The organism is Oceanispirochaeta crateris (assembly GCF_008329965.1).
Classification (GTDB): Bacteria; Spirochaetota; Spirochaetia; order DSM-2461; family DSM-2461; genus Oceanispirochaeta; species Oceanispirochaeta crateris.
On sequence record NZ_CP036150.1, the window covers coordinates 2,286,623 to 2,300,959 of the forward strand.

Below are 14,337 nucleotides of genomic sequence, written 5' to 3' on the forward strand. Positions count from 1 at the left end.
TTATTATGCCATAAAATCCAATAATGTACATTTGAATTCTTTGGAGCTTAGATTTTTTTATTCGTGAAAAAATATAAAGCAGAGGGAATTATTAAGCTATGTAATAAGATATCCACCAGATCCGTACAGCGCTACTAAAAAGAACCATATTTTTTTGCTGAATTGACCAAGGCTCTCATATTAGCTTCGGGGGTATGCCTACCCATGGCACAACCACTTGATAAAAAGAGATCTTGTCCTCCTGTTAATTCTATGACCTCTTTGGCTTTCATTTCAACAGACTCAGGCGATCCAAAAACCAGTGGATCACTTGGATCAATATTACCAATTAAAATAGTACGTCCCGCTGCTATCTCACTGGTTCTTTCCATATCGACCTGCCAGTCTATTTCTAGGATTTTAGCTCCTGTGTTAACCATATCTTCAAGAATAGCATTGGTATTACAACTGATATGTAAACTCCAGGGAATCCCATAATCCTGAACCTGCTTACAAAGAGTGACTTAATGCTACCAGGTAAAGGTTCTATACATGTCTGGGCTTATCAGATTTGGACCTGCAAAGGCATCACAAATGGATGTTAAATGAGCCCCTGAATCTTTATGGGCTTTGGGAAAACGAAGGCTCACCTTTCGACACCAGTCCATTGCTTCCCAGAGAACATTGGGTTCTTCTGTAATCAATTCCATCATCAGATTCTATGTGCTTCTTAAAAAACCCAGAAGTGAAAAAGAGCCTGGATCGGACCGTCCCATAATAAAGATATGATCTCCAATAGCACTGACAAGTCTTTCTGTTGTCCCCAGCCATGACGGTAAACGACCATCTTTTAGTGGATTTGGTAATAGCATATCCTTTAGCTGCCTTAAATCAGTTATTAATGGATTGTGTTCATCAACTAATGCAGGCTCATTTGGATTATCAAAAATGACCTTAGCACCACAAACTTCTGCAAGGGATGCATCATAAATATCAATAACACAACCATCATATATCCATATTTATCCTGGCTGATTATATGACTCTCGACGATCTTTTTCCATTATGATTAATATCACCAATTTTAAAACCTACTGTCTATGCAGCAAACATAAATGTTTGAGAAACAACAGGAACTCAATCGGGTACTTCATGATTTAGTACGGCGAGACATCTCTCTAAACTTGTCATCTCTTTCATAAATCTTTCCAGCATTTTTAATACTTTAAAATCAGAATCCCCTTATGAGTCGTACTTCCTCCACCATTGCCTGAAAGTTCTCAGGAGGAACATAGTTGGCAATTTGATTTCCAGAACCAAAGGCTAGACCTTTTTTGCCAAGAAGGGGAACAACGATATCATGTACATATTTTCTAATATTTTCAGGACTTTCTCTGCAAATAACATCCATATCAAAGCCTCCAAAATTACCAATTTTATCTCCGTACTCATCGACCCAACGTGAAAATGGAGCTATAGCATCTTCATTGGAATGTTTGGCATCAATTCCAGTAATTTGTATAATGTCATCCATGACATCAAAAATACAGCCACAGCTATGTAATAAAAAGGGAATACCCCTTGACTGGACTAGAGATACTATATTTTTATATTGTGGAAGGATGTGCTCTTTAATTGTCTGAGGATTAAGAAGTGGTGCACTCTTAAATCCAAGATCGTCTCCAAATCTACCAATGGCAAGAATATCGCTATAAGATGAAAGGAATCTATCCCATATTGTGTATAGAGTTTCTCCAACTTTCATCCATAATGTGGCAAATAATTCAGGATCATCGATTTCAAGATAAGCAAGATTTGTAAAAGGAACAAAATCCTGAATTGATTCGAAAATCCCATTTCCTACTCCACCTACGATCTTCATTCCCTCGGGCAAAGTAGCCCTAATCGCTTTAAAATAAATATCAAAATGTTTAAAGTAGTCATCAACAATCTGATCCCAGGGATATTCTCTGAAATCGTTCATATTATTAATTATAGATCCGGCTTGTCCAGTTAATCCCTTACCTCCCTGAACGAGTTCAGTAAGGCAGCCTTCGAAGGAGTAACAGTCATATCCATGATCGATATGAAACTGAGCAATAAGACCAAACATTTCTTCAAGTTTCCCAGAATCCTGGCTATTATACATTTGACCCAGATCTCTGCTGAGGATACTAGCTATTACTTTTAAATTAATGTGGTGTTCGTATAGAGGGATGCCTTCTGTCTGCTCATTTCTAGCAGCCTGGACCAAGCGTGTATAATCTGGTTTAAAATCTTTAAGCATTCTGAATCCTCCAATAAATATTATATTGCTTTTCCATTCTTAATAATTAGAAATTTATTGCTTAATAATATCACTATATTGCTATTTTTATTATAAATTCAATTATAAACTGAAGGGAGTAAAGCTTCTTTTGTTTCCCACCAGGAGTAATCCATTCCTACATGATTTAAAAAAATAACGAGTCGATTAAGGTGACCTCAGCCTAAAATTAGACCACTTTATAAATTACTTTCAAATGACATTCATTTTAATCTTATCTGCGGCCATTTATTGTTACAATCATTCCACCAAACATGGATTATTTGCTCAGCATCTTTCAATGATCTAAAATAATTTGTATTTAAGCATTCATTTCAAAATATACCATTAAAGCTTTCAATATTTCTATTAACTGTTGGTGTCCCTGGCCTAGAGAATAAGATTTCAACATTATTATTAAAAGACCATTTATGAAGTTCTTTTCTTTTGACTTCAGGTCCAACGTCACACTTCAGATATTTCAAAAGAAACTCTCCTCTACAATTAAGTTCTAATAAATCAGCTAACTTACTTCCAGTAATTGAATGATCGATATAAATCAGGTGATTGCTTCTCTTCGAAAATGCTCTGTGTAAGCTTAAGTTTTTTTCTACCCATTTGAACTATAATGAGCCCAGATATTAAGACACAGGTTTAAGGTGGGTTTCTCCTTGTAACAATTATCTGGGAGGAATAAATTATTATTATGAAACGAAAGAGTTACGACAAGAAATTTAAGGTAAAGGTAGCACTTGAGGCTATCCGTGGTGAAAAGAGCTTACAGGAGTTAGCTCAGCTCTATGGTATTCATGCAAACCAGATCAGCCTATGGAAAAAGCATCTCTTGGATGGTGTTGAGGATATATTTGAACGGCCAAATAAAAAGAAGACAGATGTTTCTGAATCAGAATTGAAAGAGTCCGAACTCTATAAGAATATTGGTCAATTACAGGTAGAGAATCAATTTCTAAAAAAAAGTACAAGGAACTGTACGGGCACGATCCGGATTGATAGAACCGGATAATTTGAATCTTTCAATCAAGAAACAGTGCAAGTTGCTTGATATCTCTCGTTCAAGCTTCTATTACAAGCCTACAAATTCAAATGAGGCATGGGAACTGGATATGATTATTCTAATTATAGAGGAGTTAGGAAAAACCCCATTCTATGGGTATAGAAAGATCGCGGTCGCATTGAATGATAAAGGTTATAAGATTACTAGAAAACAGGTACGGCGTCTTATGAAGAGGATGGGTTTGAGTGCTATTTACCCAAAGAGGAACCTTTCTAAAGCCAGAAAGGAGCATAAGAAGTATCCCTATTTGCTGAAAGGAAAAAGAATACTGTTTCCAAACCAAGTTTGGGCTACAGATATGACTTATCTAAAAATAAACAATAACTTTGTGTATTTGGTAGCTGTTCTAGACCTATATAGCCGGAAGGTCTTATCCTGGAGAATTTCAAATACAATGGATGTGAGTTTTTGTGTCGATGCACTAGAAGAGGCTCTTATGCAGTATGGGATTCCTGCAATATTTAACACAGATCAAGGGAGCCAGTTTACTTCCGACGCATTTGTGGGTGTTCTAAAAGGGCATGGAATACAAATTAGCATGGATGGTAAAGGTCGTGCTCTGGATAATATTTACGTAGAACGATTGTGGAGGACTCTCAAGTATGAAGAAATTTACCTCCATAGTTATGACAGCATCATTGAACTGAGGACAGCTGTTAACAGATACTTCAACTTTTACAATAAGGAAAGATTTCATCAGTCCCTGGATTATGAAACACCGGACGAAATCTACTATAGAACATTTATGTCAGCTGGTATGAGAGCTGCTTAATAAAGGGAAGGAATACACCTTAAAACTATCTGTTGTTGTGTTGACGAAAGGGCTCACTATAGAACCTCCCTCATTTAAGTTTAATCTAAATTATAAATGTATCCAAATTTCGTGGGGGCAGTCTGATCCTGCCCCGAAAAAACGGAGTATCAGTTAAGCCACATTTCCCGTTTCATAATACTTACTTTCTTTCTCATCAGGAGTCAACCAATTATTTGCTGAGTGCTTCCTGATCCTGTTGTAGTAAATTTCAATATACCAATAAAGATCCTTATTCAATTCTTCCATCGTTCGGTATTTCCGGTGATAAATCAATCGTGTTTTCAGTGTATGAAAGAATGATTCTGCAACGGCATTGTCCCAACAATTTCCTTTTCGGCTCATACTTTGGACAGCATCCACTGACTCTAAAAGGGATCTGAATTGTTCTGATGCATACTGGATACCTCGATCGCTATGAACAAGCATTCCCTTTGGATTATTATTCCGATATAGATATTTTTTAAAGGCATTACAGGTAGAGTCCGCAGAGAGACTTTTGTTAAGATCCCAGCCAACAACTTTACGAGAATAAAGGTCTATAAATACAGATAAATACATCCACTTGGATGCAACCTTGATATATGTGATATCCCCAACTACGGCTACATTGGGCATTTCTGGATTAAAATGACGATTCAAAATGTTGTCAGGAATCCATTCTTTATGATCTGAATCTGTTGTAACGACAAACTGCTTCTGTATCTTGCATCTAAGCCCCATTTCCTTCATAAGAGCTGCTACACGGCTTCTATAGACAGTTTTATACTGAGGATCATCATGCAAATCCTCTGTGATCAAAGGACTTCCTGCCATTTGTTTGTGCTTAATATAAAAAAGCTCACTGATCTTGGTCATCAGTTTTTCTTTGGCTATCCTTCTGGAAGATTTTGATCGTCCTTGCCAGTCATAAAATCCGCTCTCAGAGACATTAAGATTATGGCACATTCTCACCACCGGAAATTCAGAGCGACACTCTTGTATAAAGAAGTATTTCATTTCGGTGTTTTGCTGAAAATGGCCAATGCTTTTTTTAATATATCGCGGTCCATCTCTGCATCATAAAGCTGCTTTTCAAGATCTCGAATCTTTCTTTGATCAGGAGTCAAAGCCTCGATTCCATTACCAGGAAATGCCAAGTTACCATTTGTTGAAAGTTGACGCTTCCAGTTCCCAATCAAACCATTAGCAATTCCCAAGGATTGCTCTACGCTGTGAGCTGTCCGACCTGGTTCTTCTGAAAGTGCTATCGCGTTTCTTTTGAATTCTGCATCATAGCGACGTCTTTTTTTCTCATTCATAGTTATTACCTCATTTTATTAAAAATCGGTCTTAACTACTACTCCGGGAAATCAAGGCAGGATCAATACGGATTTCATTTTTAGACGTATCTCCATACTTCCGCTTCCAATTATAGACAGTATTTGTTGTAATTCCTTATTCTAGAGCTATATCCTTAGTACTCTTACCATTTCTAAGTTCATCTAAAATATGATACGGATTCTAGGAATGAGGTCAATTCTTCCCTCCCAGATAAATGTGAACCCTTTTTCTTAAATCTATTAATTTTAGAGTGTCCCATAGTTTCTCCTGTTATTCGTTTTTATGGTTAAAAACTTTTTAACAGAATGCTATGGGACTTTTTTATTTTAATCCCCTAGGGTGATACTTAATATAAACACTAATATAAACACTTAATTTCGACATTGGTATTGATAATATTTTGTTGACAAATACAGGATCTATTTTACAATTACTTTACAAATCAAATAAACAAGGAGGTTCAGGTGAAAAAAATATTAATAGTTCTCCTGATCACAATGGTAGCGTTCAGCGCTGTCGCAAACGGACAAAAAGATGCAGCTGAAGGACCCCTACAATTAAAGGCAGTGGGCGTCACATTAGGTGACATAGGGAATCCATTTTTCTTCCAGATGGGAGAAGGTGCCAAAGCAGCGGCTATGGAAATTGGCGGAGCGAATGTGCGTGTTGCTGTTGAATCTGCTCAATATGACCTGAACAAACAGGTCAGCCAGATTGAAAATTTTATCGCATCAGGTGTTCAGATCATTGTACTCAATGCTGTTGACTCAAAAGGAATTGCACCTGCTGTTCGTAGAGCCGTAGAAGCTGGTGTTATTGTCATCGCAGCAGACGTCGGTGCAGAAGGTGGTGTTAATGCCACAGTAACTTCCAACAACTACCAGGCTGGAGTTCAGGCTGGAGAGTATATTGTCAAAAAACTCGGTGGAAAAGGAAAGGTTGTTATTGCTAACGGACCTCCTGTAACTGCAGTTATTGACCGTGTAAACGGTGCCAAAGAAGTATTTGCCAAGAATCCCGGAATTGAAATTCTTTCAGACAACCAGAATGCCGGTGGAAGCCGTGATGGTGGATTGAATGTTATGCAGGACCTTCTGACAGCATTTCCTGTTATTGATGCTGTTTTTGCCATCAATGACCCCACCGGAATTGGCTGTGAGTTGGCTATCAAACAGGCAAAAAGAGAGTCTGAAATGTTTGTAGTCGGTGTTGACGGATCTCCTGATGGTGAAGTTGCGATTACTCAGAAAGGATCAATTTTTGAAGCCACACCTGCACAGGACCCCTACACAATGGCTAAAACTGCTGTAGAAATAGGATGGGAAATCATGCAGGGTAACAAACCTGCCGAAGAAACTATTCTGATTCCTGTAGAACTGATCACTGCAGACAATGTTGCCTCCTATAAGGGCTGGACAAGTAAATAAGTCCGATCAAACCATATTGAACTGCTTTTCCGTTAATGGAAGAGCAGTTCTTTTTTTAGGGAATACAAAATGAAAGACGAGAACCTAACCCTACGTGTAAAGGGGCTCAGCAAGTCTTTTCCAGGAGTGAAGGCTCTGGATAAGGCAGAACTGGAAATACATCCTGGAGAAGTCCATGTTGTCATGGGTGAGAATGGTGCCGGAAAAAGCACGCTAATGAAGATTCTTGCCGGAGTGTATACCGCCGATGAAGGTGAGATATATCTGTCAGGTGAATTGACTCAAATAAATGGGACCCTCGATGCCATCAGCAAAGGTATCAATCTTATTTATCAGGAACTCAGTGTGGCGCCCAATCTGACAGTGGCAGAAAATATTTTTATGGGCAGCGAGATATCACGGTTTCAATTGGTGCAACGGGACAAAATGATAGAAAAATCCAGAGTGGTCCTGAAACGCTTGGGAGCAGAATTTGATCCGACAATGCTGGCTGGAAAACTATCCATTGCCGAGCAGCAGCAGATTGAAATTGCCAGAGCTTTGATTCATGAAAGCAAGGTCCTGATCATGGATGAACCAACGGCCGCCTTGAGTGATAGAGAAACAGAGAAACTCTTTGAAGTCGTTATGTCTCTCAAGAACCAGGGAATTTCCATTATATATATCAGTCACCGTCTGAATGAAGTGACCCGCATCGCCGATAGAGTCACCGTACTACGAGACGGTAAATACATTGGGACTCTAGCTAAAGAAGAGATTGTTTCATCCAAAGTAGTGTCCATGATGGTGGGCCGGTCTCTGGATGATTTCTATAAACATGAAATTAATACAGATATCAGAAGAGGCACATTTGTTGTCGAAAATTTCTCCGACGGTAAAACAATCAAGAATGTCAGTTTTGATGTTGGTTCAGGAGAGATCCTTGGTTTGTCAGGACTCGTCGGTGCTGGACGGACTGAAATGGCCAGGATGATCTTCGGTATTGACCGTAAAGTCTCTGGTCAGGTTTATCTGGATGGAGAACAAATTACGATAAAGAACCCCGGCGATGCCATATATCATGGCCTCGGCTATGTTCCGGAAGACCGAAAGTTGCAGGGTCTTTTTTTAGATATGAGCGTAGGTGACAACATTGGTATGAACGTCCTGGGTAAACTGGCCAAGGGGGGGATTCTTTCAAAGGGGAGTAATAATCGTTTTTCAGGCTCCTCCATAGCAGAATTGAATATTAAGGTAACCTCTCCAAATGTCAGAGTACAGAAGCTTTCAGGAGGGAACCAGCAAAAGGTTCTTCTCGCCCGCTGGCTGGCCATAAAACCTAAAGTTCTCATCCTGGATGAGCCGACCAGAGGAGTGGATGTTGGAGCCAAAAGCGAAATATACAGGATTATCGGAGAACTGGCTTCCAGTGGTGTTGCCGTCATCTTCATATCCAGTGAACTCCCCGAAATTGTGGGAATCTGTCAGAGAATTCTGATTATGCGCGAAGGAAGTCTTATTGGTGAGATTTCAGATCGCTCAGAGATTACTCAGGAAAATATAATGTCCTATGCCACGGGTGTCCGTGAAGCAGATTACAGCTATACAAAGGAGGGTTGAAGTGAAAAAGCCCCAATTTTTAACGAATACATCTTTTATGAAGAATCTGGGAATCTTTCCCATACTGGTACTGATCCTTATTTTGTTCTCATTTCTTAATCCCTACTTTATGACAAATCATAATATGACAAATGTACTGCGCCAAGCCTCCATCAATATTGTTTTGGCTGCAGGGATGACAATGGTCATTCTCACAGGTGGTATAGACCTGTCCGTCGGATCAATTCTAGCCTCAGGAGCAGTTATTTCAGTGTCTGTATCCCTGATGCCTACACTTGCCCCCCTGGCAGTGCCCATCGGTCTGCTCTTCGGTCTTCTGATCGGACTGATTAATGGAGCTTTGATTTCCTTTGTCGGTTTGCCGCCCTTTATTGTCACTTTGGGCAGCATGACAGTCTTCAGAGGAGCAGCCTACTTGTTGGCTAATGGCACAACGGTCATAAACAACGACCTTGGATTTGCCTGGATAGGAAATGAATACATCGGTCCTCTCCCCTGGCTTTCGGCCATTGCTCTGATTGTGATTCTGGCTATCTGGTTTCTCCTGAAGAGAACTGTCACGGGTATCCGAATTTATGCCGTGGGAGGAAACGAGGAAGCAGCCAAACTGACGGGAATTAAAACCTGGAAAATACTGCTGATTGTCTATGGATTAAGCGGTTTGCTTTCAGGTTTGGCCGGAGTCATGCTGGCCAGCCGGCTTTACAGCGGGAACGGGCTACTCGGTCAAGGTTACGAACTGGATGCCATTGCTGCGGTTATCCTGGGAGGAACCAGTATGACCGGAGGTATTGGAGGAATATTCGGAACCCTTATAGGGGCGCTGATAATTGCGGTACTGAATAATGGTCTAACCATCATGAATATTTCCTACTTCTGGCAGTTGGTCATCCGAGGTGTTGTTATCATCATTGCCGTTGTTATTGATAAGTTCAGAGTTTCAAAAATGAGATCTTAGAGCTGTCAGCCATCCCCTTCAGCAGGGATGGCTGACAATCTCTTACCAGCTGTATCAGGTCCTCTTTTTCAGGTCATCCAGATATACAGCAATCAAAATCACAAAACCCTTCACAACCAGTTGCCAGAATGAATTGATATTAAGCAGATTCAATCCATTGTTTAAAACTCCGATGACCATGGCACCCAACAAGGCCCCCATAAGGCGTCCTGTTCCACCGGTCATACTCATACCGCCAAGAACACAAGCCGCCACCGCATCCAGCTCAAATCCCTGCCCGGCCGATGGCTGTCCCGAATAAAGGCGGGCCGATAAAATGACACCCGTAAAAGCTGTTATAAATCCCGAAAGGGCGTAAACAGAAAAACGGATACGTCGGACCTTGATACCGGCAAAATAAGCCGCATCCGTACTGTCTCCCACGGCATAAACATGCCTACCGAAGGTCGTCCGTTTTAATATAAGATCCAGAAGAACAAAAAGTATAACGAGATAAATAATCTGAAAAGGGATAGGCCCCATGTAGGCCAGACCGATGCGGTTATAGGACTCAAGGTCGACCCTCACAGGCAGACCGCCTGTATAAATATAGGCAAATCCCCGAACAATATTCATCATCCCCAGGGTGGCGATAAAGGGAGCAATTCCTGTAGAGGCAATAATCAACCCATTAACAGAACCAATAAGGATTCCCGCTATAAGAGCGATTCCCACAGCAAGAGGCACAGCAAGACCGGAGATGGCAATGAGACCAGCAGCCAGAGTCCCGGTAAAGGCCATCACCGAACCGACAGAAAGATCGATCCCTCCGGTGAGGATGACAAAAGTCATGGCCATAGCCAACATACCATTCGTTGAAACCTGCCTCATGATGTTAATCAGATTTCCCGGGGTCAGGAAAACAGGACTCATGATGGTCATGACTGTTCCGAGAACAAAGAGTCCAATAAGAGTAGCACCATAGCGTTTAAAATAGGATTGTGCCCCATGGGTGATGATTTGAAACGACCAGGGATTCCCAGCCAAATCCTGCAGTAAAGGTTTCAATAATTTTCTCCTGAATTCAATTCCAGCTATTAAAAGCGAATTGGCGGATATTACCGCTGTTTATCAAAGTCACTGGAATGATTATTTCTTTTTCAACTGTTTGATGATCCAGATACCTTTCAGCCTGCTCCACCGCCAGTTTGCCCATTTTCAGGGGAGACTGGGCCACGGTACCCATCATTTTTCCATTCCGGACCATGGCCATCCCTGCAGGAGAACCATCGATAGCATATACCAGAACATTTTTTTTGCGATTAGCGGCTTCCAAAGCCGAGATGGCCCCCACGGCAGTGGGATCATTGGTACAAAAGACAACACTGATGTCGTTGTGTGTCTGAAGAATATTTTCCATTTTGGGAACAGCCCCGTCAATGGACCCGAAGGCACTGCTTGTGGCCACAACTTTGAACTCAGGATGCCCACCAAGAACATCCAGGAAGCCATTCAGTCTGTCGATAGAGGGTTTATTCGTGGGATGATCCAGAATAGCAATTTTGGCTGACTCTCTGCGGGCGATAAGATCCAATCCGATGAGCTTTCCGGCACCATAATTATCCGATGAGATAGTCGAGATCACTAGATCACTATCGTATACGGCAGCATCGATGACAATAACCGGAATCCCGGCTTTAGTAGCCTCTTCCAGAGCGGGTCTGATTCCCTTCCAGTCTACAGGATTCAGAAAAATGGCATCCACACCCAATGAGATCATATCCTGTATCTGGTCAATTTGTCGAACCTGATCTAAATCTGGATTATAGGATAGTAATCTGTCCCCATTTTTTTCACACTGCTCCTTAATACTATCATTCAGAGCCACAAAAAATGAGTTATTCAGAGTCATGAAGGTGGCCGCATAGGTTCTACCTTTAAACTCCTGCTGCCCCTTCCCGGATAAAAATGCAGGCATTAAAAGGACCACGACAATAAGAAGAAAATGTTTCAAATCGAGGTATCCTCCTTCTTAGAGATTCTGGAATCAATGGCATAATGAAGAATCATCTCCTCATTAAACTCTGTTTTTCTCAGTTCCTTTACAATCTGTCCTGACTTCATAATAAGGATTCTATCACAATTGTTTATCAGATCTCCCAATACCGAAGAAATCAGAATAACAGCTGTTTTTTGACCCGCAAGGTTATTAAGAATGGAAAAAATCTCCTTCGAGCCTTCAATGTCCACTTCTCTGGCCGGTTCATCTACGATGAGGATATCAGGATGATTACTTGTGCACCTGGCAAAGGCCACCTTTTGCTGAGTTCCCCCACTCAGAGTCTTGACCAATTGATCAGGACTGTATTTTCCAAGTAGAAAACATTCCATGGCGTTCGATATGGCAGCCCGTTCCTTTCTTTTCAGAATATAGAAGAATTGACTTATCCGTTTAAGTATATTGACTGTCAGATTGAACCCCATGGACTGATCTTCCATGACACCAAAACTATGACGGTCTTCGGAAGTGTAACCAATGCCCAGATTCAAAGCCTGCCGGGGGGAATCAATAGAGACAGATTTTCCCCTCAATAAGATAGTTCCTTCATCGGGTTTATCCAAACCAAAAAGGATACGCCCCAGAGTCGTTCGACCCGATCCGACTAGTCCGGCCAGCCCCAGAACCTCACCCTCTCTCAGACTTAAGGAAATATTTTTTAAACGGCGGTTCTTACCCAACCCCTGGACTGTCAGAATTTCATCGCCTCCTGAGAAATGAGGCTTCCAATAATATGTTTGGGTGAATTCTTTGCCTACCATATGAGAAATAACATCATCCCTCGTTAACTTTTCTGTCAAGGAGCTGACAATGAGAGCCCCCTCACGCAGCACAGTGATCCTATCGGAGATTCTCAAAACCTCATCCAGTTTATGGGAAATATGGATGATACACATTCCCTCATTTCTTAGAATTCCCATAAGACGGTTAAACCTCTCACTTTCGGTAGTTGAAAAGAGATTCGTAGCTTCGTCCAGGATCAGGATTTTCGGATGCAGATACACTGCTCTCGCTACGGCAAGCATTCTCTTTTCGGCAAGATTCAGCTCTTCCACCCTGGTACTGGATGAAAAACTTAACTGCAGCCGTCTCAGTATTTCATCGGATTTCTTGTAAATAGTCTTATAATCGATAACCCCCCAGAGGGAGGGTTCTCTACCGAGAAAGATATACTCTGCCAGAGTCGATTTTCCAGGAAGGATCAGGTTTTGCCGGACGATGACTATCCCCATTTTAAGAGCAGTCTGATAACCGAGGGATGACCAAGTTCTTCCGTTTACCTGAATTTCGCCATTGTCAGGTTTAAGAAGTCCACTTATAATATGTACAAGAGTGGTTTTACCGGCTCCGTTCTCACCCACAATGGAGTGTATCTCTCCGGAATGGAAATCCACATTGATATTGCGTAATACAGGGACGGAGTTAAATGAACGGCAAATATCAGAGAGTTTTAAGAGAACATTCATCCATCTGGAAATTATCATGCCCCTATGCATTTGTCAAATTAATTGATAAGTTGAATCAGGTTAATTGACAATGAGTAGCAAAGAATCCAAACACAGAATCATCTATAACGACCTCTATAAAAAAATCCAGACCGGGGTATATAAAAAAGGGGATCAGATTCCCACTGAATTTATGCTGGTCAAAGAGTACGGAATATCCCGACCCACTGTTGCTAAGGCTCTTAATGACCTTCAGGAAGAAGGCTTAATAGAACGAAAAGTCGGAGCAGGAACCTTTGTCAAAAACACTCCACAGGGAGAGGAAGACCGTTACCTGGCTCTTCTTGTCCCCGATATAGGCCGTAACCAGATTTTGGAGCCATTATACTCACAGATAGCCCGTTCCTGTGAAGAAGAAGATTATACCCTCATATGGTCGGGAGCTCTGATAGGAACCTCGGAGGAACGAATACAGCAATCTTTTGAATTCTGCCGAAAGTATATAAAGCAAAATGTAGCAGGTATTTTTCTGTATCCCGCTTCAGACATACCCACAGAAACCTATGAGAAAATGATCAGCCTTTTTGAGAATGCAGGCATTCCAGTTCTCATCATCTATCAAAACCTGTATTCCTTTTCCCGTAACACACCCTATGATTTCTGCGGGATGGACAGCTATGCTATGGGTTACCGGGTCGGATGTTCTCTTATTTCAAATGGGAGTGTACATCCTGCCATCTGCTGGGAAGAGGAAAGTCCTCTTATAAGCTCACTCCTCATCAAAGGTTTTGAAGAAGCCGCCCGGGAATCCTCCCTCCAGGTAAGGACATATCAAATGAACCGAAGTGACAAGCTTGATATAAAAACAGATGAAATCATCGGCTCCGGTACAGATGCCCTGTTCTGTACCTCTGACTCTCTGGCTGCTGATTTTATGACAGAACTTCTGGACAGAGAAATTAGTATTCCAGGAACCATTCAGGTTGCCGGTCTCGGAAATACCCGCTTTGCCAAACACCTGAAAGTCTCTCTCTCCTCTTTGGCTATCAATATGGAAGAAATTGGAAGAATGGCGGTAGACCTGATGCGGCTGCGTCTCAGGAAACCAGGATCTACACCACGGAAGATGTTGATTGATGGTCAGTTTCTTGAACGAGAATCAACTCTCTGCTAAACAATAAAATCCCAAGTTTAAGACAATCTTGAAAAAATAGATATAAATCACATTCCTCCGGAAAATCCTCCATTATGTATTAGATAAATCATTCAATTTTCTCTCACTCTTAAATGAGCTAAATTCAGTCCTATCATCAATAACAAGGGCTTCCATTCTGCATAGCTCTTCATAATCTATAAGTATTTCAGTTGCATTATTTT

11 protein-coding genes and 2 pseudogenes are annotated in these 14,337 nt (G+C 41.2%); 6 read left to right on the top strand and 7 right to left on the bottom strand.

Annotated elements, in window-relative coordinates:
• Positions 1–134: 134 nt before the first annotated feature.
• From EXM22_RS18345 to EXM22_RS10350, 3 genes and pseudogenes are all read right to left on the bottom strand, one after another.
• A pseudogene (locus tag EXM22_RS18345) lies at positions 135–692 on the bottom strand (uroporphyrinogen decarboxylase family protein).
• Between the two features lie 518 nt (positions 693–1,210).
• Positions 1,211–2,266: a uroporphyrinogen decarboxylase family protein gene (locus EXM22_RS10345; protein WP_149486447.1), complete on the bottom strand. Its 1,056-nt coding sequence runs from the start codon at positions 2,264–2,266 to the stop codon at positions 1,211–1,213.
• A 353-nt stretch (positions 2,267–2,619) separates the two neighbouring features.
• The gene (locus tag EXM22_RS10350; RefSeq protein ID WP_149486448.1) at positions 2,620–2,769 is read right to left on the bottom strand and encodes a transposase family protein; all 150 of its coding nucleotides are present in this window, start codon (positions 2,767–2,769) and stop codon (positions 2,620–2,622) included.
• Between the two features lie 221 nt (positions 2,770–2,990).
• On the opposite strand from EXM22_RS10350, the gene EXM22_RS18585 reads away from it, so the two are divergent.
• Complete coding sequence (locus EXM22_RS18585) at positions 2,991–3,308, top strand: transposase (RefSeq protein ID WP_425465760.1); 318 nt, start codon at positions 2,991–2,993, stop codon at positions 3,306–3,308.
• Positions 3,309–3,339: 31 nt separating this feature from the next.
• Complete coding sequence (locus tag EXM22_RS10355) at positions 3,340–4,131, top strand: IS3 family transposase (RefSeq protein WP_425465761.1); 792 nt, start codon at positions 3,340–3,342, stop codon at positions 4,129–4,131.
• 153 nt (positions 4,132–4,284) lie between these two features.
• On the opposite strand, the pseudogene EXM22_RS10360 reads toward EXM22_RS10355, so the two are convergent.
• Positions 4,285–5,471, bottom strand: a pseudogene (locus EXM22_RS10360) (IS3 family transposase).
• A 486-nt stretch (positions 5,472–5,957) separates the two neighbouring features.
• Between EXM22_RS10360 and EXM22_RS10365 the strand changes: the two are divergent.
• The 3 genes from EXM22_RS10365 (at position 5,958) to EXM22_RS10375 (ending at position 9,477) form a co-directional block, all read left to right on the top strand.
• Positions 5,958–6,920 (top strand): ABC transporter substrate-binding protein, encoded by a 963-nt coding sequence (locus EXM22_RS10365; RefSeq protein ID WP_246157006.1) that lies wholly within the window; start codon positions 5,958–5,960, stop codon positions 6,918–6,920.
• Between the two features lie 69 nt (positions 6,921–6,989).
• A complete protein-coding gene (locus EXM22_RS10370) occupies positions 6,990–8,519 on the top strand; it encodes a sugar ABC transporter ATP-binding protein (RefSeq protein ID WP_149486449.1) in 1,530 nt (509 codons plus the stop codon).
• Position 8,520: 1 nt separating this feature from the next.
• Positions 8,521–9,477, top strand: a complete 957-nt coding sequence (locus tag EXM22_RS10375; protein WP_246157007.1) for an ABC transporter permease subunit — start codon at positions 8,521–8,523, stop codon at positions 9,475–9,477.
• A 54-nt stretch (positions 9,478–9,531) separates the two neighbouring features.
• On the opposite strand, the gene EXM22_RS10380 is transcribed toward EXM22_RS10375, so the two are convergent.
• The 3 genes from EXM22_RS10380 to EXM22_RS10390 are packed head-to-tail and all read right to left on the bottom strand — an operon-like array spanning position 9,532 to position 12,999.
• Positions 9,532–10,524, bottom strand: a complete 993-nt coding sequence (locus tag EXM22_RS10380) for an ABC transporter permease (protein ID WP_210411455.1) — start codon at positions 10,522–10,524, stop codon at positions 9,532–9,534.
• A gap of 16 nt (positions 10,525–10,540) precedes the next feature.
• A complete protein-coding gene (locus tag EXM22_RS10385) occupies positions 10,541–11,470 on the bottom strand; it encodes a sugar ABC transporter substrate-binding protein (RefSeq protein WP_149486450.1) in 930 nt (309 codons plus the stop codon).
• A complete protein-coding gene (locus EXM22_RS10390; RefSeq protein WP_168203455.1) occupies positions 11,467–12,999 on the bottom strand; it encodes a sugar ABC transporter ATP-binding protein in 1,533 nt (510 codons plus the stop codon). Before EXM22_RS10390 ends, EXM22_RS10385 begins: the two co-directional genes overlap by 4 nt.
• 52 nt (positions 13,000–13,051) lie before the next feature.
• Here EXM22_RS10390 and EXM22_RS10395 point away from each other — a divergent pair, with 52 nt between their 5' ends.
• On the top strand, positions 13,052–14,134 hold the full coding sequence (locus tag EXM22_RS10395; RefSeq protein ID WP_149486452.1) for a GntR family transcriptional regulator: 1,083 nt from the start codon (positions 13,052–13,054) through the stop codon (positions 14,132–14,134).
• Positions 14,135–14,337: the final 203 nt, after the last annotated feature.